The sequence below is a fragment of the Streptomyces sp. NPDC058620 genome (assembly GCF_042717135.1).
Taxonomy (GTDB): domain Bacteria; phylum Actinomycetota; class Actinomycetes; order Streptomycetales; family Streptomycetaceae; genus Streptomyces.
This window is the reverse complement of the sequence record NZ_JBHXQO010000061.1, coordinates 16,691-37,656: the sequence shown is the minus strand read 5'-3', so window position 1 is coordinate 37,656 and position 20,966 is coordinate 16,691. Positions and strand designations below refer to the sequence as shown.

18 protein-coding genes and 1 riboswitch are annotated in these 20,966 nt (G+C 70.7%); of the genes, 10 read left to right on the top strand and 8 right to left on the bottom strand.

What is annotated here, in order from left to right; all coding sequences use genetic code 11:
- Positions 1-38: 38 nt before the first annotated feature.
- On the bottom strand, positions 39-1,535 hold the full coding sequence (proP, locus tag ACFWSK_RS32380) for a glycine betaine/L-proline transporter ProP (protein WP_383794104.1): 1,497 nt from the start codon (positions 1,533-1,535) through the stop codon (positions 39-41).
- A 134-nt stretch (positions 1,536-1,669) separates the two neighbouring features.
- Positions 1,670-2,137 carry a thioredoxin-dependent thiol peroxidase gene (gene bcp / locus ACFWSK_RS32375; RefSeq protein WP_383794101.1) on the bottom strand — a complete coding sequence of 156 codons (468 nt, stop codon included), beginning with the start codon at positions 2,135-2,137 and terminating at the stop codon, positions 1,670-1,672.
- A gap of 128 nt (positions 2,138-2,265) precedes the next feature.
- On the opposite strand from bcp, the gene ACFWSK_RS32370 reads away from it, so the two are divergent.
- From ACFWSK_RS32370 to ACFWSK_RS32360, 3 genes are all read left to right on the top strand, one after another.
- Positions 2,266-2,583: a DUF3618 domain-containing protein gene (locus ACFWSK_RS32370; RefSeq protein WP_383794098.1), complete on the top strand. Its 318-nt coding sequence runs from the start codon at positions 2,266-2,268 to the stop codon at positions 2,581-2,583.
- A 54-nt stretch (positions 2,584-2,637) separates the two neighbouring features.
- Entirely contained in the window at positions 2,638-2,979 is a 342-nt protein-coding gene (locus ACFWSK_RS32365; RefSeq protein WP_185300584.1) for a co-chaperone GroES, read from the top strand.
- Positions 2,980-3,083: 104 nt separating this feature from the next.
- Positions 3,084-3,156, top strand: a riboswitch (guanidine-III (ykkC-III) riboswitch).
- Between the two features lie 37 nt (positions 3,157-3,193).
- Positions 3,194-3,514: a DMT family transporter gene (locus tag ACFWSK_RS32360; RefSeq protein ID WP_383794095.1), complete on the top strand. Its 321-nt coding sequence runs from the start codon at positions 3,194-3,196 to the stop codon at positions 3,512-3,514.
- 30 nt (positions 3,515-3,544) lie between these two features.
- On the opposite strand, the gene ACFWSK_RS32355 is transcribed toward ACFWSK_RS32360, so the two are convergent.
- Positions 3,545-5,854: a transglycosylase domain-containing protein gene (locus tag ACFWSK_RS32355; RefSeq protein WP_383794092.1), complete on the bottom strand. Its 2,310-nt coding sequence runs from the start codon at positions 5,852-5,854 to the stop codon at positions 3,545-3,547.
- A 251-nt stretch (positions 5,855-6,105) separates the two neighbouring features.
- On the opposite strand from ACFWSK_RS32355, the gene ACFWSK_RS32350 reads away from it, so the two are divergent.
- From ACFWSK_RS32350 to ACFWSK_RS32335, 4 genes are all read left to right on the top strand, one after another.
- Entirely contained in the window at positions 6,106-6,906 is an 801-nt protein-coding gene (locus ACFWSK_RS32350; protein ID WP_383794089.1) for an ABC transporter permease, read from the top strand.
- The gene (locus ACFWSK_RS32345) at positions 6,899-7,741 is read left to right on the top strand and encodes an ABC transporter permease (RefSeq protein ID WP_383794086.1); all 843 of its coding nucleotides are present in this window, start codon (positions 6,899-6,901) and stop codon (positions 7,739-7,741) included. The genes ACFWSK_RS32350 and ACFWSK_RS32345 overlap by 8 nt, the downstream gene beginning before the upstream one ends.
- Before the next feature lie 77 nt (positions 7,742-7,818).
- Positions 7,819-8,805, top strand: coding sequence for an ATP-binding cassette domain-containing protein (locus tag ACFWSK_RS32340; RefSeq protein ID WP_383794084.1), 987 nt, complete (start codon positions 7,819-7,821; stop codon positions 8,803-8,805).
- Positions 8,806-8,893: 88 nt separating this feature from the next.
- A complete protein-coding gene (locus tag ACFWSK_RS32335; protein ID WP_383794106.1) occupies positions 8,894-9,529 on the top strand; it encodes a DUF1707 domain-containing protein in 636 nt (211 codons plus the stop codon).
- 88 nt (positions 9,530-9,617) lie between these two features.
- Here ACFWSK_RS32335 and ACFWSK_RS32330 read toward each other — a convergent pair whose 3' ends face one another.
- Positions 9,618-10,862, bottom strand: coding sequence for an SGNH/GDSL hydrolase family protein (locus tag ACFWSK_RS32330; protein WP_383794081.1), 1,245 nt, complete (start codon positions 10,860-10,862; stop codon positions 9,618-9,620).
- 142 nt (positions 10,863-11,004) lie between these two features.
- On the opposite strand from ACFWSK_RS32330, the gene ACFWSK_RS32325 reads away from it, so the two are divergent.
- Positions 11,005-12,447 carry a DUF445 domain-containing protein gene (locus ACFWSK_RS32325; protein ID WP_383794078.1) on the top strand — a complete coding sequence of 481 codons (1,443 nt, stop codon included), beginning with the start codon at positions 11,005-11,007 and terminating at the stop codon, positions 12,445-12,447.
- Positions 12,448-12,517: 70 nt separating this feature from the next.
- Here ACFWSK_RS32325 and ACFWSK_RS32320 read toward each other — a convergent pair whose 3' ends face one another.
- The 4 genes from ACFWSK_RS32320 to ACFWSK_RS32305 all read right to left on the bottom strand — a co-directional run bounded on the left by ACFWSK_RS32320 (position 12,518) and on the right by ACFWSK_RS32305 (position 19,527).
- Positions 12,518-12,823 carry a hypothetical protein gene (locus tag ACFWSK_RS32320; RefSeq protein WP_383794076.1) on the bottom strand — a complete coding sequence of 102 codons (306 nt, stop codon included), beginning with the start codon at positions 12,821-12,823 and terminating at the stop codon, positions 12,518-12,520.
- An 82-nt stretch (positions 12,824-12,905) separates the two neighbouring features.
- Positions 12,906-15,842 (bottom strand): AAA family ATPase, encoded by a 2,937-nt coding sequence (locus tag ACFWSK_RS32315; protein WP_383794073.1) that lies wholly within the window; start codon positions 15,840-15,842, stop codon positions 12,906-12,908.
- 181 nt (positions 15,843-16,023) lie between these two features.
- Positions 16,024-17,826: a S8 family serine peptidase gene (locus ACFWSK_RS32310; protein WP_383794069.1), complete on the bottom strand. Its 1,803-nt coding sequence runs from the start codon at positions 17,824-17,826 to the stop codon at positions 16,024-16,026.
- Between the two features lie 669 nt (positions 17,827-18,495).
- The gene (locus tag ACFWSK_RS32305) at positions 18,496-19,527 is read right to left on the bottom strand and encodes a S66 peptidase family protein (protein WP_383794066.1); all 1,032 of its coding nucleotides are present in this window, start codon (positions 19,525-19,527) and stop codon (positions 18,496-18,498) included.
- A gap of 93 nt (positions 19,528-19,620) precedes the next feature.
- Here ACFWSK_RS32305 and ACFWSK_RS32300 point away from each other — a divergent pair, with 93 nt between their 5' ends.
- Positions 19,621-19,815: a hypothetical protein gene (locus tag ACFWSK_RS32300; RefSeq protein ID WP_383794063.1), complete on the top strand. Its 195-nt coding sequence runs from the start codon at positions 19,621-19,623 to the stop codon at positions 19,813-19,815.
- Between the two features lie 751 nt (positions 19,816-20,566).
- Entirely contained in the window at positions 20,567-20,959 is a 393-nt protein-coding gene (locus ACFWSK_RS32295; protein ID WP_383794060.1) for a hypothetical protein, read from the top strand.
- Positions 20,960-20,966 lie beyond the last annotated feature (7 nt).

Genomic DNA, 20,966 nt, shown 5'->3' with positions numbered 1-20,966 from the left:
ACCGAGAACGGTGCGGGCCCTTCCGCGAAGAGATCGGGTCAGAACTTCGGGTCCGGGCTCTGCGCGTGGACCAGTTCCGCCGCTTCCTCCGCCGTTTCCACCGACGGCGGGGAGCCCGCCAGGGGCTGGTTGGCTGTTTCCTTCATGCAGGCCACCGCGATCACGCCGACCAGGGCCGCCGCCATCGCGTAGTACGCGGGCATCAGGTTCGAGCCGCTCCAGCTGATCAGGGCCGTGATCACCAGCGGAGTCGTACCGCCGAATATCGACGCGGAGATGTTGTAGCCGACCGACAGGGAGCCGTAGCGGACGTTCGTCGGGAACAGGGCCGGGAGCGCCGCCGACATCGTGCCCAGCATGCAGACCAGGGAGAGCCCGAGCATCAGCATGCCGATGGTGATCGCGGGGATGCTGCCCTGGCGGATCAGGAGGAAGGCCGGCAGGGAGAGGAACAGGAAGCCGAGCATCCCCGCCATCAGCAGTGGCTTGCGGCCGAAGCGGTCGGAGAGCTTGCCGAACTGGCTGATGATCAGCATCAGGAAGATCATGACGGCGAGCAGGATGAGCAGGCCGTGGGTCTCGCTGTAGCCGAGCTCGTCCGAGAGGTACGTCGGCATGTACGACAGCAGCATGTAGTCGGTGATGTTGTACGCGCCGACCAGGCAGATGCAGAGGATCAGCGTCGGCCAGTACTGCCGGAAGATCTTGGCGAGGTCGCCCTTCGCCGTGGTCTCGACGCCGTCGGCGGCCTCCGTGGCGTGCGCGGTGCCGCCCTCCAGCTTCTGGAAGGCGGGGGTCTCGTCGAGGCGCAGTCGCAGGTAGAGGCCGACGAGGCCGAGGGGGCCCGCGACGAGGAACGGGACGCGCCAGCCCCAGGACTCCATCTGGGCGGTGTCGAGGAGGGCGTAGAGGGCGGTGACGAGACCGGCCGCGCCGACGTATCCGGCGAGGGTGCCGAATTCGAGGAAGCTGCCGAAGAAGCCGCGGCGTTTGTCGGGGGCGTACTCGGCGATGAACGTGGACGCGCCGCCGTATTCGCCGCCGGTGGAGAAGCCCTGGAGCATCCGGAAGAGGATCAGCAGGGCGGGGGCCCAGAGGCCGATCGTGTCGTGGGACGGGATGAGGCCGATGGCGAAGGTGCCGATCGCCATCAGGATCATCGTCAGGGCGAGGACCTTCTTGCGGCCGATCTTGTCGCCCATCGGTCCGAAGAACATTCCTCCGAGCGGCCGTACGAGGAAGGCCACGGCGAAGGTCGCGAAGGAGGAGAGGAGCTGGGTGGTGTCGTTTCCGGATGGGAAGAAGACGTGCCCGAGGGTGACGGCCAGGTAGGAGTAGATGCCGAAGTCGAACCATTCCATGGCGTTGCCGAGCGACGCCGCGTTTACCGCCCGCTTCACTGCCTTGTCGTCGGTGACGGTGATGTCGGTCCGACGGAGCTTGGGGTTCTGGCGCTTTCGGATGGCGCGGAAGAGGGTGGGATGGCGTTTGACCGCTTCGGGGTCGGCCCCCTGATGGGGGTCGGAGGCCGCCATGGCCGGTTCCTTTCCTCGGAGGCATTTCCAGGACAGGCTTCTGTTCGGTCATGGCGGCTGCAAACCGGCTCACAGGCTGATTGGGACGTGGGTCACACGTGCCTGGCCTGTGGGGGATCGGCGGGGTGGGTGCGTCAGATGGCGAGATCCTTGATGATCTTGGCTACGTGGCCGGTCGCCTTCACGTTGTAGAAGGCGTGCTCCACCTTGCCCTCTTCGTCGACGATGATCGTCGAACGGATGACGCCCGTCACCACTTTGCCGTAGAGCTTCTTCTCGCCGAAGGCGCCGTAGGCCTCCAGGGTCTCCTTGGCGGGGTCGGCGACCAGGGTGACCTTGAGGTTCTCCTTCTCGCGGAACTTGGCGAGCTTCTCCGGCTTGTCGGGGGAGATGCCGATGACGTCGTATCCGGCGCCTGCCAGGAGGTCGAGGTTGTCGGTGAAGTCGCAGGCCTGCTTGGTGCATCCGGGCGTGAGGGCGGACGGGTAGAAGTAGACGATGACCTTGCGCCCCTTGTGGTCGGCGAGCGAGATCTCGTTGCCGTCGGCGTCGGGAAGGGTGAAGGCCGGGGCGGTGTCGCCGGGCTGGAGTCGCTCGCTCATGGTTCTCCTCAAGTGGCACATCAGGTGTTTGGCACCGAGCGTAATAGGGGTGCCGCCGGGTGTCTGGGCGGTCGAGCTGACAGACTGTCGATGAAGGTTTACCGGACGACGACCACGGAGGCGGCGCAGTGTCGGATGCCAGGACCCCTGCGCAGATCGAGGCGGACATCATCACCAGGCGCGATCAGCTCGCTGTGGTGCTTGATGAGATCGGGGTGCGCATGCACCCGAAGACGATCATGGGTGATGCGAAGGCCAAGGTGGCCGGGACGGTGGACCGGACGGCCGGGCGCGCGTTCGTCGCGGTGAACCGTTCGGTGTCGGATGTGAAGGCGCAGTTCGTTTCGAAGGATGGCGCGCCGCGTCTGGAGCGGGTGATTCCGGCTGCGCTGCTCGTGGTGGGTGTGGTGGGCCTGCTGACGGTGTCGGTGCGTCGAAGGAAGTGACGGGGCCCACCCCTGGGGCGTGTGGCGGGGGTCCGAGCAGGTAGGTTTCGGCTCGTGAGCGACAACACCCACGACGACAAGCTGCCCATCCGCATGCTGCACGACCGCGTGCTGGTGCGGTCCGATTCGCCCGAGGGCGAGCGGCGCTCGGGCGGTGGCATTCTTATTCCGGCGACGGCCGCGGTCGGCCGGCGGCTGGCGTGGGCCGCTGTGGTGGCGGTCGGCCAGAACGTGCGGACTGTGGAGCCCGGGGACCGGGTGCTGTACGACCCGGAGGACCGTGCCGAGGTGGAGGTGCGGGGCGTGGCGTACGTGCTGATGCGGGAGCGGGATCTGCATGCGGTGGCCGCGGACCGTTTCGAGGGTTCGGTGGATTCGACGGGGCTGTATCTGTAGGCGTTTTCGGTAGGCCGTGTTCGTACGCCGCTGTATCCGGGCGTCGCGTCCGTTGTGTGGTGTGGTGTTGCTGAAGGAGCCTGGTGACTGGTGTCACCAGGCTCTTTGTCTTTTTTTGTTACGGTGGGGGGACCCCGACGAGACGCGCCGTACCGGGCTTCGCAAAGACGACGCACCGTGTTGTTCGCGTGTTTTCTCGTCGAGAGGTGCCGTCATGGCGTGGGTTCTGCTGTTGGTCGCGGGTCTGCTGGAAGTGGGCTGGTCGATCGGGATGAAGTACACCGAGGGGTTCACCCGGCTGTGGCCGAGTGTGTTCACGGGTCTCGGGATCGTCGCGAGCATGGTGTTGCTGTCCCATGCGGCGAAGACGCTGCCGATCGGTACGGCGTACGGGGTGTGGGTCGGTATCGGTGCGGCTGGTGCGGCGGTGCTCGGCATGGTGGTGCTGGGGGAGCCTGCCACCGGGGCCCGGATCTTCTTCGTGTGTCTGCTGCTGGTGGCCGTGGTGGGTCTGAAGGCGACCTCGGGTCATTGATGTGGGGCGTGCGCGTCGTTGCCCTGTGGGTTAGTGGTTCTGCGGGCGGGCGCCGCGTACGCCTTCGATGGAGCCTCCGGTGTTCCCGGGGGCTTCTTCTGTTTCCTGGGTGTCCTCGGTTTCCGCGGCGCTTCCGGTGTCGGTTTCTCCCGTGTCGGTGTCGGTGTCGCCGTCGGTGGGTGCGGTGCTGGTGGCGGGGCGGCTCCGGGTGCCCGTGGAGGGCGTGTCGGTCGCGTCTTCGGAGGAGGTGTCCCCGGTCTCTTCGGAGTCGGGTTCGGGTTCTTCTTCCTCGGTGGGCGGGTCGGGTTCGTCGGCGCCGTCCTGGAGTTCGAGGTCGAAGTCCCGGGGTTCGGTGGTGTCGAGGGCGGCGGCGGTGTAGTCGGCCCAGGTGGCGGCGGGCGGGCCGCCGCCGTTCATCCGGGGCAGGCCGAGTGCTCCGTACAGCGGGGTCTGGGCGCCGGTGTCGGGGTTCTGGCCCATGATGGCGACGACGGTCGCGAGGTCGGGCGTGTAGCCGGCGAACCAGGCGGCCTTGTCCTCTTCGGCGGTGCCGGTCTTGCCAGCGGCGGGGCGGTTGGCTGCCTGGGCGGCGGTTCCGGTGCCGTCCTCGACGACGGTCCGGAGGACGGATGTGGTGGTGTCGGCGGCGGTCCGGCTGACGGCCTGTTCGGTGTCCCTGGCCGGGAGCGTGATGTTCTCGCCGTCCTTGGTGATCTTGTCGACGAGGGTGTACGTGCCGTGCTTGCCGTGGTTGGCGAGGGTGGCGTACGCCTCGGTCATGTCGAGGACGCTGGCGGTGGCGGGGCCGAGCGCGATGGACGGTGATGCGGTGAGGTCGGGGGTGTTCTCGGGGACGCCGAGGTCGACGGCGGTGCTCCTGACCTTCTCCGGGCCGACGTCTTCGGCCATCTGGGCGTAGACGGCGTTGACGGACCGGTCGGTGGCGGTGCGGACGGTGATGTTGCCGTAGTCGACGTCGTCCTCGTTGGCGGGGCCGTATCCGGTGGGTCCGGCCGAGCCTTCGACCATGCGTTTGTTGGTGCCGTCGTAGAGGGTGTTGGGGGTGATGGTGTCGCCGTCCTGGGTGGTGGAGTCGTTGGCGACGGCGGAGGTGAGGACGAAGGGTTTGAAGGTGGAGCCGACCTGGTAGTCGCGGCGGGTCGCGTTGTTGACGTACTGCTTGGTGTAGTCGACGCCTCCGTACATGGCGACGACCTTGCCGGTGTCCGGGTCGATGGAGGCGCCGCCGACGCGGACGTTGCGGTCGATCGCCCGGGTGGCGCTCTTCTTGGACATGACGTTCTCCTCGACGGCGTCGACGAGGGCGTCCTGCTTCTTCCTGTCCAGGGTGGTGGTGATGCGGTAGCCGCCGGTGGCGAGGGTGTTCTCGTCGATGATCTTGTTGCTGGTGAGGTAGTCCTCGGTGGCCTGGACGAGGTAGCCGCGCTGGCCGGAGAGGCCGGTGGACGGCTTGGCCTCGCCGGGTACGGGGAACGTGGTGGTGGCGCGTGCGGCGGCGGTGAGCCAGTCCTCCTTGACCATGCCGGCGAGGACGTACTTCCAGCGGGCGAGGACGTCGGCCTTGTTCTCGGGGTGGGTGACGACGTCGTACGCGCTGGGGGCGTTCAGGAGGGAGGCCAGGTACGCGCCTTCGGCGGTGGTGAGGCCCTCGACGTTCTTGTTGTAGTACGCGTGGGAGGCGGCCTGGATGCCGTAGGCGTTGCGGCCGAAGTAGCTGGTGTTGAGGTAGCCCTCGAAGATCTGGTCCTTGCTCTCCTCGCGGTTGAGCTTGATCGCGATGAAGAACTCCTTGACCTTGCGGACGATGGTCTGTTCCTGGCCGAGGTAGTAGTTCTTGACGTACTGCTGGGTGATGGTCGAGCCGCCCTGTTTGCCCTTGCCGGTGAGGGTGTTCCAGGCGGCGCGGGCCATGGCCTTGATGTCGACGGCGCGTTCGGAGTGGAAGTCGCGGTCCTCGGCGGCGAGTACGGCGTGCTGGACGGTGAGGGGGACCTGGTTGAGCCGGACGTTCTCGCGGTTGACCTCGCCGTCGCGGGCGAGGACCGTGCCGTCCTCGTAGAGGTAGATGTTGGACTGGGCGGTGGCGCTGGCGTTGGCGGGCGGGATGTCGACGAGCTGGTATCCGGCGATGAGGCCGCCGATGACGAGGAGCGCGATCCCGAGGATGGTGCCGAGGAGCATGCGCCAGGTGGGGAAGGCCCGGCGCCAGCCGGTGCGCTTGGGGCGTTTCTTGCGCCTTTTCTTCTTCTTCGCGCCGGGTGGGCCGGCGGGGAGTGGCCCGTCGGGGTCGCGCAGGGCCCAGTGCTGCTCGTAGCTCATGTCGGTGGGGACTCCTCGGCCGCGGTCAGTCGTCCCATAGTGCCCTTTTTGTGGGGATAACGCCTGGATTCTCCTGTGGCGGGTGGTCGCGGCGGTGACAACAGGTCAGGGCGGTGATAACCGGTCGCGGTGGCTGTCCGCCGTGGGCTAGGGTCGTGCGCTTTGGTGCCGTGGGCCTGGGCTCGGGCCCGGTGCCAGGTGTCCGGCGCTGCCCGCCGGGTGTCGCGCGGGAGAGGCGGGGGGAGGCTGCGGTGCGGTTGTACGCGGTGGTTGCGGCAGGCGGGTTCCGGCGCCATGCCACGTACCGGATCGCGACGGCGGCGGGGGTCTTCACCAACACCGCCTTCGGTTTCATCATGGCGTACACCTACACCGCCCTCTGGGACGAGCGTCCGCGGCTCGGCGGCTACGACATGTCCGAGGCGCTGACGTACGTATGGCTCGGCCAGGCACTGCTGATGACCTGCGCCATGATGGGCGGCGGCTTCGAGGACGAGCTGATGGAGCGCATCCGTACCGGCGACATCGCGGTCGACCTGTACCGGCCCGCGGACCTCCAGCTGTGGTGGCTGGCGGGCGATCTGGGCCGGGCGGCGTTCCATCTGCTGGGGCGCGGCATCGTGCCGATGGTGCTGGGGGCCCTGGCGTTCGATTTGGCGCTGCCCGGTTCGTTCTGGACCTGGCCGGCCTTCCTGGTCTCCGTGCTGCTCGGTGTCGTGGTGAGTTTCGCCGTGCGCTATCTGGTCGCGCTGTCGGCGTTCTGGCTGATGGACGGGGCGGGGGCGATGCAGATCGCGTGGCTGGCGGGGCTGTTCTTCTCCGGAATGCTGCTGCCGCTGAATCTGTTCCCCGGGGTGCTGGGTGAGGTGGCGCGGATGCTGCCGTGGTCCTCGTTGTTGCAGGTTCCGGCCGATGTGTTCCTCGGCAAGCGCACGGGCTGGGGGCTGGTGGAGGCGTACGCCTTCCAGGGCGGCTGGGCGCTGGCGCTGCTGACGGCGGGACGGCTCGTGCAGGTGCTGGCGACCAGGAGGGTGGTGATTCAGGGTGGCTGAGCCGGACGTCGCGTTCGAGGACCGTTCCCGGCTGGTCGAAGGGGTCAGGGCCTACGGGCTGATCGTCGCGATGTGGCTGCGCTCCACGATGGCGTACCGCGCGTCGTTCGTGATGACGGCTTTCGGGAACTTCGTGGTGACCGCCTTCGACTTCGTCACGATCATGCTGATGTTCTCCCACGTGGACGCCCTGGGCGGGTACACCCTGCCGGAGATCGCCCTGCTGTACGGCATGTCGGCCACCGCGTTCGGGCTAACCGATCTGTTGCTGGGGTCGATGGACCGGCTGGGGCGGCGGGTGCGCGACGGCACGCTGGACACCCTGCTCGTACGGCCGGTGCCGGTGCTGGCGCAGGTGGCGGCGGACCGTTTCGCGCTGCGCCGGCTGGGGCGGATCACGCAGGGGCTGCTGGTGCTCGGGTACGCGCTGGTGTCGCTGGACATCGCGTGGACGCCGCTGAAGGTGCTGATGCTTCCGCTGATGGTGCTGAGCGGGGCGGCGATCTTCGGGGCGGTGTTCGTGGCCGGGGCGGCGTTCCAGTTCGTCGCGCAGGACGCCTCCGAGGTGCAGAACGCCTTCACGTACGGGGGGACGACGCTGCTCCAGTACCCGCCGACGGTCTTCGCGAAGGATCTGGTGCGCGGGGTGACGTTCGTGGTGCCGCTGGCCTTCGTGAGCTGGCTGCCCGCGCTCTACGTGCTGGACAGGGAGTACCCGTTGGCGCTGCCGGAGTGGACGGCCTTCCTGCCACCGGTGGTGGCGGCGGTGTGCTGGGCACTGGCGGGACTGGCCTGGCGCGCGGGCCTGCGCGCGTACCGGAGCACGGGCAGCTAGGGGCCGGCCGGGCCCGGTGAGGCGGCCTGGCCGGCCCGTCCGGCTATCGAGGACAACGACAGGGAGTGGGACATCGCATGGCCACGGACGCGGACTTCATCGAGCTGGACGGAGTCGAGAAGGTCTTCGACGTACGCCGCAGGACCGGCTTCATGCGCCGGGAGCGCCATCAGGTGCGGGCGGTCGACGGCATCAGCTTCCGCGTGCCGCGCGGCGAGATGGTCGGCTACATCGGCCCGAACGGTGCGGGCAAGTCGACCACGATCAAGATGCTGACCGGCATTCTCACCCCGAGCGGCGGCCGGCTGCGGGTGGCGGGCATCGACCCGTCCCGGGAGCGTACGAGGCTGGCGCACCGGATCGGTGTGGTCTTCGGGCAGCGGACGACGCTCTGGTGGGATCTGCCGCTGAAGGATTCGTACCGGCTGATGCACCGGATGTACCGCATCCCCGACAGCCGTTTCCGGGAGAACCTCGGCCGGTGCGTCGAACTCCTCGATCTGGGCGAGCTGCTGGACGTACCCGTGCGGCAGTTGTCCCTCGGGCAGCGGATGCGCGGGGACATCGCGGCGGCGCTGCTGCACGATCCGGAGGTGCTGTATCTGGACGAGCCGACGATCGGGCTCGATGTGGTCTCGAAGGCGAAGGTCCGTCAGTTCCTGCGGGACCTGAACGCCGAACGGGCGACGACCGTGCTGCTGACCACGCACGATCTGACCGATATCGAGCAGCTGTGCAAGCGGGTGATGGTGATCGACCATGGACGTCTGATGTATGACGGGGCGCTCGCCGGGCTGCACGAGGTGGGGGAGAGTGAGCGCACGCTGGTGGTGGATCTGGAGCGGGAACTCCCGCCGATCGAGCTGGCGTCGGAGCCGTCGGTACGGGTGGTGAAGGTGGCGGGGCCGCGGCAGTGGCTGGCGTTCCCGGCGTCGGCGTCGGCGGCGCCGCTGGTGGCGCGGATCGCCGCCGGCTATCCGATGGTGGATCTCTCGGTACGGGAGCCGGACATCGAGGCCGTGATCGCACGGATGTACGAGACGGGTTCGGCGCCGGGGCTCTGAGCTGGGCACGCGGACGTGGTTCCGCCGGTCGGTGACGTGAGCGGGTGCGTTCAATAGGGTGCCCGGTATGACAAGTGAATTCCCGGAGATGCGTGCCTCCGATACCGAGCGTGACCGGGTCGCCGAGCGGCTGCGCGACGCGGTGGCCGAGGGCCGGCTGGAGATGGACGAGTTCGAGCAGCGGCTCGATGCGGCCTACAAGGCCCGTACGCACGGGGAGCTGGCGCCGCTCGTCCGGGACCTCCCGGCTCCGGGATCGACCGTGGAACCCACGGGTGCTTCGTCACCCGTCCCGGCCGGGCGGGGCGGCAGCTGGGTGGAGCGCATCGGCGGACCCGCCACGTCGAGGCGCGCTTTCGCCTTCTGGGGCGGGTTCAACCGCAACGGCCGGTGGACCGTGGGCCGTTTGTTCACCGCTTTCACGATGTGGGGCGGCGGTCACATCGATCTGCGGCAGGCCCGTTTCGAGGACCGTGAGGTCCTCATCCGCTGCTTCACGGTCATGGGCGGGATCCTGGTGACCGTCGAGCCCGATGTGAACCTTGAGGTCAACGGGATGGGCATCATGGGCGGTTTCGGCGAGCACTCCCCGAACAGCGAGGAGGCCGAGCCGGTGCCTGGCGCGCCCCGGGTGCGGATCGTGGGGTTCGCGCTGATGGGCGGGGTCGACGTCCAGCGGAAGTGGACGAAGGCCGAGCGGCGGAAGCCGGCCGAGGGCTTCTGACCCCGCCCGGTATCGAGCCGAGGGCTCCTGACCCCGCCCGGTATCGATCGGGCGGGGTGCCGGCGGCCCGGCCAGGCAGGAGCGCCTGTCAGAGCTCGTCGGACTTCGGTGTGCTGATCAGCTTCCCGAGATCGACCAGGCCGGCCAGTGCGTGGTAGCCGCTGTCGTTGAGGTGCAGCCGGTCGCCGGAGTCGTACGCGGCCAGCAGCCGGTTCGTGGCGTACGGGTCGCGCACCGCCCGGTCGAAGTCCACGTACGCGTCGAAGACGCCGCCCGCCCGGATCTGCTCGTTGACGGCGAGCCGTACCGCGTTGCGTTCGGGCGTCCAGGTCGGGTAGCCCTCGTACGGTGTCAGGGTCGCGCCGATGACCCGCAGTCCCCGGGCGTGCGCCTGCGCGGTCAGGGAGCGGCAACCGGCGAGGATGCGCTGCGGGTCGGGCTCCTGGGGGGCCTGCTGCACGTCGTTGATGCCGAGGGCGATGATCACGGTCTTCGCTCCGGCCACCGACAGCACGTCGCGTTCGAAGCGGCTCGTGCCGCTCGGCCCGCCGAGTGCGCTCGGACCGTCGGTCAGGAGCCGGTTCCCGGCTATGCCCTGGTTGACGACGCCGTAACGGCCGCGCAGCCGGTCGGAGAGCAGGTCCGGCCAGCGGCTGTTCGCATCGGTCGTGGAGCCGCTGCCGGCGACGAGGGAGTCACCGATCACGACGATCGTGCCGGGCGTCGTCTTGTTGCGGACGTCGACGGCCGTCAGATAGCGCCAGTTGGTGGTCCGCCAGGTGCCGCGGTCGTCGGCCAGGTAGGACGTCTGATGGGTGTTCGGGTGGAAGGTGACGGGCCCGGAGGCCCGGGGGGTGCGGAAGCTGACGATCAGGTCGGCATCGGCGGCCACGGGTACGACGACCGCGTCACTGACCACCTGCTTGCCCGCCGGGACGGTGACGACGGGCGCCCCGCGGAAGGTCACCGGCCTGGTGTTCACGGTGACTTGGTCGACGACGAGGGGGCTCGTACCGAAGAGGTTCGAGAGGGTGACGCGGGCCGCGTCACCGCCCACGCTCGTGTGCACGGTGTTGCGGATGGTGCGCCCGGGGAGGCCATGGGCGGTGTCCGGCTCCGCGCTGACGGCCGCCGCGGTCCACGTCGCGACCCAGGTACCGGCGGAGTTGGCCGGCGCCGCGGGGGTACGGGCTGCCGCGTGCGAGTCCGGATCGGGACGTGGCCCCGGCCGGGCACCGGCCAGGAGCGTCGTCCCGAAAGCGATGGCGGCGGCGAGTGCGGCTGTGCCCGCCACAAGGGCGATGAGCAGGGCATAGCTCTGGCGCCTCGGCATGTGCGGTGTGTCTCCTCGTGAAGATCGAACTGGTCCCATGATGCGACAGGCCGACGGGAACTCGACATGCGGCCCGGGAGTAGGTGAGGTAAGGACAATGCGTACGGCACGGGGGCGACTCGTACGCGGACGGGTGGAACGCATGGAACGGACCGAATCCGGAGCGCACGACGGGCAGGACCCCGGGGCGCGCGAGGCCGGGCAGGAAGCGGAAAAGGGAGCGGGGCGGGTGACCGAGGCCGGGAAGCAGCCAGGGCAGGCGGAGGCCGGGCCCACGGCCGGAAACGATACGGGCGGCAGGCGGCGTTCCACGCCACTCGCCGTGTTCGCGTACACGGCGGCGGACGAGGAGAAACGCCGCGGCGTACGCCGTATGAAGACCACCGCCACCGGTCTGCTCCTGCTCGTCGCGCTCGTCTACGTCCTGGCCACCTGGGCGAAGAGCGCAGGCGTGAGTGGCTGGCCGGGCTACGTCGCGGCGGCCGCCGAGGCGGGCATGGTGGGCGCGATAGCGGACTGGTTCGCCGTCACGGCGCTCTTCCGGCGCCCGCTCGGCCTGCCCATCCCCCACACCGCCATCATTCCCACGAAGAAGGATCAGCTTGGGACGTCACTTGGTTCCTTCGTGGGGGAGAACTTTCTCTCCGGAGAGGTCGTTCGTGACCGAATTCACGCTCTCGGGGTCGGTGCGAGGCTCGGCGCGTGGCTGGCGGAGCCGGAGCACGCCGACCGCGTCACCGCCGAACTGGCCACGGCGCTGCGCGGCGCGATGACCGTGCTGCGGGACTCCGACGTCCAGGCGGTCGTCGGCGAGGCGATCACCAGGCGGGCGAACTCGGTGGAGATCGGGCCGGGGCTCGGCAAGATGCTTGAGGAGATCGTCTCCGACGGCGGTCACCGCAAGGTCGTCGACCTGGTCTGCGTGCGCGCGCACGACTGGCTGGTCCTGCACGGCGACTCGGTGATGGACGCGGTGCAGGGCGGGGCGCCGGGCTGGACACCGAAGTTCGTGGACAAGCGGGTGGGGGAGCGGGTCTACAAGGAGCTGCTGCGCTTCGTGACGGAGATGCGGGACATGCCGGGCCATCCCGCGCGCGGCGCGATCGACACGTTCCTGACGGACTTCGCGGCCGACCTCCAGTCGGACTCGGACACCCGGGCGAGGGTGGAGCGGCTGAAGTCGGAGATCCTGGGGCGCGGAGAGGTCCAGGACGTCATCGCCTCGGCCTGGTCGTCCGTACGCACGATGATCATCGCGGCGGCGGAGGACGAGCAGAGCGAGCTGCGGCTGCGCGCGAGGGCCTCACTGATGTCGCTCGGTGTCCGGCTCGCGACGGACGAACGGCTGCAGGCCAAGCTGGAGGGCTGGCTGGAGGACGCGGCGGTGTACGTCGTCACGACCTACCGTTCGGAGATCACGTCGTTGATCAGTGACACGGTGGCCGGCTGGGACGCGGACCAGACGTCGAAGAAGATCGAGGCGAACATCGGCCGGGACCTGCAGTTCATCCGGATCAACGGCACGGTGGTGGGTGCGCTGGTGGGCCTGCTGATCTACACGGTGTCGCACGGATTGGGGGCCTGAGAAACCGGGGCCTGCCCGGCGATCGGTCTCGGCAGGGGGGCGAGACAACCGCCGGGCGGCCCGGCGGCGCTCAGCCCTCCGCGCGGCGGGTGACGGCCCAGGACGCGGCGGCGACGCCGCCCGCGACCGCGAACACGGCGGGCCAGGCGCCGACCTTCTTGGCGAGCGGGTGCGAGCCGGCGAACGCGGCGACGTACGCGACGGTCAGGCCGGCGGCGGCACGCGGACCAACCTGCCGGTTCCACTCGTACGCGGCGAGCGTCCCGGCGGCGGCCAGCGCGACCCCACCGAGCGGCCGCTTCTTGGTCCACCTGGCCACCCCGTAACCCCCGACGAGCCCGCTCGCCGCCACTGCCGCTGCCGGAACCTTCGCCATCGCCGCCACCTTCGCTCTTCGTTCGTCCAGTCTCGCCACCGAGGCTAACGCGACGGCGGGAACCCGTGGCGACCCCCTGGGGTCAGCCGGCCGCGGGGTAATCCGTGGCGGTCACGGCCGTCCGGCCCGGCCAGGCGTTCAGGGCGGTCGCCAGCTGGGCGCGCGAACGGACATCCAGCTTCTGGTAGATGCGGGTCAGACGGGCCTCGACCGTCTTCACGCTCAGGTACAGCTTCGCCGCCGCCTCCTGGTTGCTGGCCCCCTGGCCGACCAGGTGGGCGAGGCGCAGCTCCGCGTCGGTGAGGGAGGACAGGGTGTTCCCACGGGCCGGGGACGGTTCGGCCGTACGGGACGGCGTCTCCGTCGTCAGCCCCAGCCACGGGGCCGCCCCCGCCCGCTCGAAGCCGGCGGCCGCGGCCTGCAGCGCGCTCTGGGCGGCCGACCGCCTGCGGCGGCGGCGCTCCACGCGGGCGAGCGCGATCAGCGCCCGGCCACGCTCCAGCGGCAGCCCCGCCGCGGCGAACCGCTCGGCGGTCCGGGACAGCAGACTCGCCGCCTCGTCCGGCTTCCCGCTCGCCGCCAGGTACAGCGCGTACGCCCGGTCGCAGCCGAGCAGTACCGTCGCGAGGCCGAGGCGTTCCGCGACCGGTCGTACGTCGGCGAGCAGGTCCGCGGCCTCCTGCGGGGCGTCGTTCGCCAGCAGCGCTTCGGCCAGCTCCTCGTGCCAGCGCAGCATGGAGGGGTCGACGGTCGACTGGGCGCGTTCGTCGGCCTGCACCCGGCGCAGGGTCTCCAGGGCGCTCGCCACGTCCCCGTTGATCAGCTGGACCCGGCCGAGCGCGTACAGACTCCGGGGCAGGAAGACGCGGTCACCCTCCTCCCCGGATGCCTGGACGCTGCGCCGGGCATAGCTCGCGGCGCGCTCGAAACTACCGCCCGCGGTCTCCGCGAGGGCCAGCGCGTACCAGGCGGGCCCGGGCGAGAGGCCGGCCTCCAGGGTCAGGGCGAGGGACCGTCCGGCGTGTGCGAGCGCCGCCGCGCACTGCCCTCGTCGGGCCTCGGCCTCCGCGAGCGTACGGAACAGCTCGATGGCGTCCTCCACCGGGCCGCGGCGCTCGACCAGGGGGAGGAGGGCATGGGCCTGATCGCGGGCGTCGGTGAGCCGGTCGTCGAACAGTGCGTGACGGATCGTCAGGATCTGTGCGGCGTTACGGACGCCGGGCGGACGTTCGCTCAGTTCCAGGGCCCGGGCCTCGGCGAGCACCCGCTCCGCGTCCGGCGAGCCGAGGACGCGGTCCATGCGCGCCTGCACGGTCAGGGCCCTGGCCGCGGTCTTCCGGTCACCCACGGAGCCGGCGAGCGCGGCGGACTCGACAGCGACGGCCCGGGAGCGTTGCGGGTCGCCGTCGGCCAGGACGTACTTCACCGCCAGCCGCAGCAGGACCCCAGCCCGCAGCGCCGTGTCGCCTTCGGAGTCCTCCATGGCGTGGACATAGAGCTCGTCGAGGTTGCTCAGCCCCTGCCCCGCGGTGTCCAGCACCGCGAGCCTCACCCGGACGCGGTCGGCCGGTGTGGCGTCCCGGGCCAGGAGATCGGTGGCCGCGCGCATGGCCAGGTCGGCGCGGGCCGCACGGGCTGCTTCCTGGGCGGCGTCGACGAGCCGGGCGATCCGCCGCGCACCGTACTGGAGGGGAGTGGAGTCGGCCGCGAGCAGGGCCAGTTCGGCGGCCAGGGCGCTGTTCCCGCGGAGCCGGGCGGTGTCGGCGGCCGCCGCGACCTCCGCGGCCAGCTCCTCGTCGGGAGTGTCCGAGGCCAGTGCCCGGTGCCGTACCGCCTCGACGGGGTCGTCCACGACCCGCGCGAGCGCCGCGTGACCGGCGCTGCGCTCGGTCCAGCAGGTGTCGTGCACGAGCGTCGACGGCAGCACACCGGCTGTGAAGCCGATCGTTCCGTCCTCCTTGAGGGAGATCAGATTCGCCCGCTCTGCGGCGGCGAGGTCGGCGGAGGCGGTGGGGCGGCCCGCGCGACGTATCAGCGTTGCTGTGGGGCGCAGCGCCAGCGCGGCCAGCAGGAGCGTGGAGCGAACGGCGGGCGAGACGACGCCGAGCAGCTGCCGCGCGATCTCGCGGGCCCGCCCGGACAGCGACAGCGCCTCGGCGTGGTGCACCGGAGTCCGGGCGTCGGCGAGGGACCGGCCGACGGCGAGCGCGAGGCGCGGATTGCCGCCGCTGGCCTTGTGGATGCGACCGGCCATCCGGGACGGCAGCCGGTGGTGGATGAGGAGTTCGGCGATCTGGTCGGCGTGCAACGGCGGTACGAACAGGACGTCGGCCTCGGACGGCGCCCACAGGGGTTCCGGGCCGGCCGTGCCGGGCGGTCGCGTACCGGTCTGCGGCGCACCGGAGTCGGGGCTGTACTCCGACGGTGTCTCGACGGCGATCACCCGCAGCGCGGCCGGGGCCAGATGGAGCGCGAAGCGCAGGAGGTCGGCACTGGCGGTGTCGATGCGCTGGACGCCGTCGACGACCAGCAGGGCGGGGCCGCGCGCGGCGAGGGTCCGCAGGATCTGGGCGAGGGCCAGCCGGAGGGCGATGGGGTCCCAGCCGCCGTCGGGGATGGGCGCCTCGCGGCACAGCATGGCGACGGCTGTCCGCTGCGGGCCCGGCAGCCCTTCGAGAATGCCCGGTCCGCCCGGTCCGCCCGGCCTGTCAGGCCCGCCCGGCCTGTCCGGCTCGTGGTGTGTCCCGGGTGCGGGCCAGGACACGCACGCCGATACGGACGCGACGAGGGCGGCGGCGGCCGCACCCGGTATGTCGCGGTCGGTGGGGAGCGTGGGGAGCCACAGCACGGTCTCGCCGCGGGACTCGGTGCGCGCGGCGGTGGCCAGGGCGAGCTCCGTCTTGCCCACCCCGGCGGGGCCGGTGAGCAGGGCGCGCCCGCGGGTGTCCAGGACCCGTTCGAGCCGCGCGAGGAGTTCCGCCCGCCCGACCGGCGCAGGGCGGTGGGATGCAGACGTCACGTACCCACCCCCACCATCCGGCGTGCGCGAGCCCGCTGCCCGTGCGAGAGCAGAGAATACGAAGTCGGCCGCCGCCGTCCAGGCCCGGTGTCGGCATGCGGACCGGCCGACTGCGGGGCGCGCCCGCGGAATTTCCCGCGAACACGCCCCTGACCTGCGATTATGCAGTCCGACAGGCGTCTCAGAAGGTGAGACTCCAGGTGTCGATGTAGCCGGTGTCACCCGATGCCACGTCGCGGACCTGCAGCTTCCAGGTGCCGTTGGCGACCTCGCTCGACGCGTCGACCGTGTACGTCGCGATGACGTTGTCGGCGCTGTCCGAGGATGACGAGGTCTTCAGGCTGCGCACCGTGCCGTCCGGGGCGATCAGGTCGACGACCAGGTCGCCGCGCCAGGTGTGCTTGATGTCCACGTCGACCTTGAGGGCGGCGGGAGCGTTGCCCGTACGGCCGGTGACCGGGATCGACGAGGTGACGGTCGCGTTGTCCGTGATCGTCACGTTCGTCGCGTTGCTGAACGTCGCGCCGGGGGTGGTGCCCGTGCCGGTGACGGCGTTCACGGTCTTGGTCGCGTCGGCGATGCCGGAGCCGCAGCCGCCGGTGCAGGTGCCGGGCAGCGGCCGGGCGTTGCTCTTGATCGCGGACTCGATGTCGGCCGGGGTCAGCGTGCTCTTGGCCGACTTGAGCAGTGCGGCGAGGCCGGCGATGTGCGGGGCGGCCATCGACGTGCCCTGGTAGGGCTTGTAGTTCTCCACCGACTGCGTGGTGGTACCGGAGTTCAGCGTCGAGAGGATGCCGTTCTCGGGGGTGGTGATGGTACCCGGCGTGTCGGTGGCGCGGCGGGTCTCGCCGCCGGGCGCGGAGACGTCGACGATGCTGCCGTAGTTCGAGTAGAACGAACGGTTGCCCTCACGGCTGGTGGACGCCACGTTGATGACACCGGCGCAGTTGGCGGGCGTGAAGCCGGAGGCGTTGGCGTTGCTGTTGCCGGCCGCGACGACCACGGTGGTGCCGCGCGACACGGCGCCGTTGATGGCGGTCTGGTAGACGCTGGGGCAGGTGGCGCTGGCGCCGCCGAGGCTCAGGTTGATGACCTTGGACGGGGTCGCGTTCGCCGCGACGCCCGGGACGGTGCCGCCGGACGCCCAGGTGATGGCGTCGGCGATGTCCGAGGAGGAGCCGCCGCACTTGCCCAGCACCCGCACGGGCTGGATCTTCGCGCTGTACGCGATGCCCGCAACGCCCTTGCTGTTGTTGGCGGTCGCCCCGATCGTGCCGGCGACGTGCGTGCCGTGCCAGGAGGAGTTGCCCGCCGTGGAACCGGTGCCGCACTCGCCGGCGGTGGCGTTCCAGTCGCCCTCGTCCTTGGCGTCGCTGTCACGGCCGTTGCCGTCACGGGCGTCCGCGGAGGAGGAGATGAAGTCGTATCCGGAGACGATGTTGGCGGCCAGGTCCGTGTGGGCGGCGTAGCCGGTGTCGATGACGGCGACGGTGACGCCGGTGCCCGTGCCCTTGTCCCAGGCGCCGGGGACGTTCATGCCGCCGGTGGCCTCGAACAGGTCCCACTGCTTGGCGTAGTCGGTGTCGTTCGGGGTGACCGCCATCGCGTAGGCGCGGATGTCGGGCTCCACGGACGCCACGGACGGGTCGGCGCGGAAGGCGTTCATGACGTCGGTGACGTCCGTCCTGGACGTCTCGCCACCCAGGTCGACCAGGGCGGCGCCGCCGGCGAGGCGGCGCTCGAACGACAGGCTCTCGCCGGTCTCCTTGGCCTTGGCGGCCGCGTCGCTCCTGGCCGCAGCGTTGGAACCGGCCTCGGTGGCCGTGGACTTGTAGGTGACGATGACGTCCTCGACCGGCGCGGTCGGCAGCGCGGTCATGGCCTGCGAAGCCGGAGCCGGCTTCGGCGAGGGGGCCGCCGGGGCGGCGGCGAGCGCCACGGAGGAGGTGGCAACGACACCGGCGATCGTGGCGGTTGCCGCCACGATGGATATGAGTCTCCGCCTGGAACCGTTCAAGGTGTTCCCTTTCAATGACTACTCGTGCGGAGCGCGGCGGTCGGCGCGAGAACCTCGGTGCAGCGTGGGGGCTGCGATCCGCGGTTCCTGGGCCGGGTCGCCCGTGCGCCGCCGTCGACGCCACGGCCCTGGTCAAGGCCGCCACCGGCGGAACCCATGTTTTGCATGCACCTGACAGTTAAGAGTCAGAGGATGTGATCCACCGGTGCGGCAGACAGTAGGGAACGGCGAGATGAACCCGATACGGGGAAAACCCTTGTCCCCGCGCGGGGGTCGGGGCAGGGCCCTCGCGGGGACACGTCCGGGCGGGCGGTCCGAGCGTCGGGCGGCGAGGCGCGCAGGTCACCGGGGTCCGGCGGCAGGCGCTTCACGACGCCTGCCGGTCCCGGAGAGCGTGCGCGGAGGCTTGATCGATCTGCGGCCGTGCCCCCCGGTCCGCCGCCGGATCCACGGACCGGCACAGGACGACGGCGTACGACGGTCCCTGGCTCATCCGTCCCTGCCACGACCATCCCCGCCACGACCGGCCCCGCCACGACCGTCCCTGCCACGACCGTCCCCGCCACTACCCTCCCTGCCGGGGTGGTCGTGGTGCGCGAACGGCGCCCGGCACGGTGTCCACGCCGCGCCCCGCCGTCAGCCGACGAGGGTCTGAACCAACTCACTGCGGGACGAGTCGTGGACGACGCGGCCGAGGGCCCCGTTGACGAGCGGCATGTACGGCGGGACGTGACCGCACTCGACGTCGGCGACGATGGGCACGCCCAGGGACCCGAGCGCGTCCAGTACGGCCTCGTGCTGACTGAGCGAGGGGGAGTCCGGCGCCGAAGTCCGGCCCACGAGGACCGCGTTGGCGCCCTCGAAGAACCCGGCCAGCTTCATCCCGTGGAGAGTCCGGCAGATGGTGAAGGCATCGTGCTCCACCGCTTCGACATACACGAGCAGCCCTTCCGGGGCGTGGTCGCGGGCAAATGCCGCGACGTCGCCGTACGGAGTGCCGGCCACATGGCCGAACGTCTCGATGCTCCCCCCGATGAGCCGTCCGGAGACGTCCACATCGCCGTCTCCGTCCAGCCTGGTCCACCTGCCGGGGGTATCGAGCGTGAACTCGCTGACCTCGGGAGAGGCATGGAAGTCGTCCCAGCCCGTGGTCCGATGGCGTCCCGGCGGTATCTGCGCGAACCGGCTCCCCTCGGGCATGGCGGCGATGTCCAGCCAGGACAACAGCCCCTCGGGCACCCGGTAGGGCGTGTCCATGAGGTTGTTGCCGTGCACGGTCGCGACCCCGGTGAGCAGGGTGAGCGGGCTGATGACGGTCGACATGTCCGAGTACCCGACGACCCAGGTGGGCTCGGCGTTCCGCAACCGCCCCCAGTCGAGCAGAGGCAGCAGATCGATCGCCGTCTCGCCGCCCCACGGGGGCACCACGGCCCTGATCCCGGGATCGGTCAGCATCCCCATCAACTCGGCCGCACGCTCGGCCGCGGGCGCACTGACATGCCCGGCGCCATCCATGCACTCCCCGACGACGACCTCGTACCCCCGCGCCACCACTTCCCGTACGGCGACGTCGAACCGCCCGCGCAGCTCCTTCGGCACACCGCTGGAGGGAGAGGTGACGCCGATGCGGTCACCGGGACGGAGGGGGCGCGGGTATCGAATGGACATGTGGGCGAGCATGGCACGGGCAACCGAGCCCCTGCCACGCACTTATCGCCCGTCGCTCGAGTCTCCACCCGCTGGAGACCCCAGACTTCCGGCATGAACGACGACGGCCCCAGGCCCGACGACGGTCTCGGTAACGATGCTGCCCACGAGGATGCTGCCTCCGGCAGGCATGGCGGCCGCGAGCGCGACCCGGAGGAACTCACCACCATCGGGGAGCTCTCCCGCAGCACCGGACTGCCGTCCGGGGGCGGGCCGGGCCCGGCCGGGCACCCCGGCGCGGACCGGTGACGCCCCACTCCACCCCACCCCGCCCCACCCCCGCAGCTTTCTGCCCCCACCCCGCCCCCACCCCACCCCCGGTTCGCGGACTCTCCGTAGCGCAACACGCAACGCAGAATCCGCAATCCACCCATGGGTTGGAACCGACAGACCGATGGGGAAGAGGGGACCATGGCCGCTGCGACGAAAGCCCATGTCAGGACGCTCGACCGGCTCGCGGGCCGGCAGCGGGGCCTGGCCACCCACCGGCAGCTCCAGGCCGCCGGCCTCGCCAGGAGCACGATCAGGCGCCGCTGCGAACCGGGCGGACCGTGGCAACGGCTGCTGCCCCGCGTGACGTTGATACAGACCGGCGCGCCGGACGCGTACCAGCGGATGCTGGCGGCAGTCCTCTACGCGGCGGAACCGGCCTCCGACCCGCTGTCCGGCACGACGGCCGTGGTGACGGGCGAGGCGGCTCTCTCGCTCTACCGCGTACGGGGCACGGGCAGCGGCACGGTGGACGTCCTGCTCGACGAGGCGCGCAAGATGCGGGACGTGGCGTACGTACGCATCCGCCGGACCCGCCGCCCGCCGCCCACCCTGCTCTTCGAGGGGGTGCCGTGCGTCCGCAGGCCGCGCGGCGGCGGACTTCGTCGCCCGCGAGACCTGCCCGGACCGAGTACGCGCGGTCCTGGCGAACGCGGTCCAGGCAGGACGGTGCGACCCGCGGGACCTCATCGCCGAACTCCGCGCGGGTCACGCCCTGCGCGGGGCGCCGGTGCGCGCGGCGGCGGAGGAACTCCTCGCGGGCGTCCGCTCCATCGAGGAGGGCCGCGCCCGCGACGTACTGCGGGCGGGCGGAGTCCCAGACGCCCTCTGGAACCCCACCCTGCTCACGAAGGACGGCACCTTCCTGGCGGTCCCGGACGCGTACTGGCCCCACGAGGGCGTCGCCCTGGAGGTCGACTCGGAGGAATTCCACCTGGGCGCCACCGCCTACCGAGCCACCCTGCGCCGCCGCCTGAAGCTGGAAACCCACGGCATCGAGGTGGTGACGGTGGCCCCGGCCCTGGTACGGGACCACCCGGACGAGGTGGTGGCGGCAGTCCTGGCCAAACTGCGCCTGGGCGCGGCGCGACGGGAACCGCTGTCGGTGGTAGTGCGGGCGTAGAAGAGGG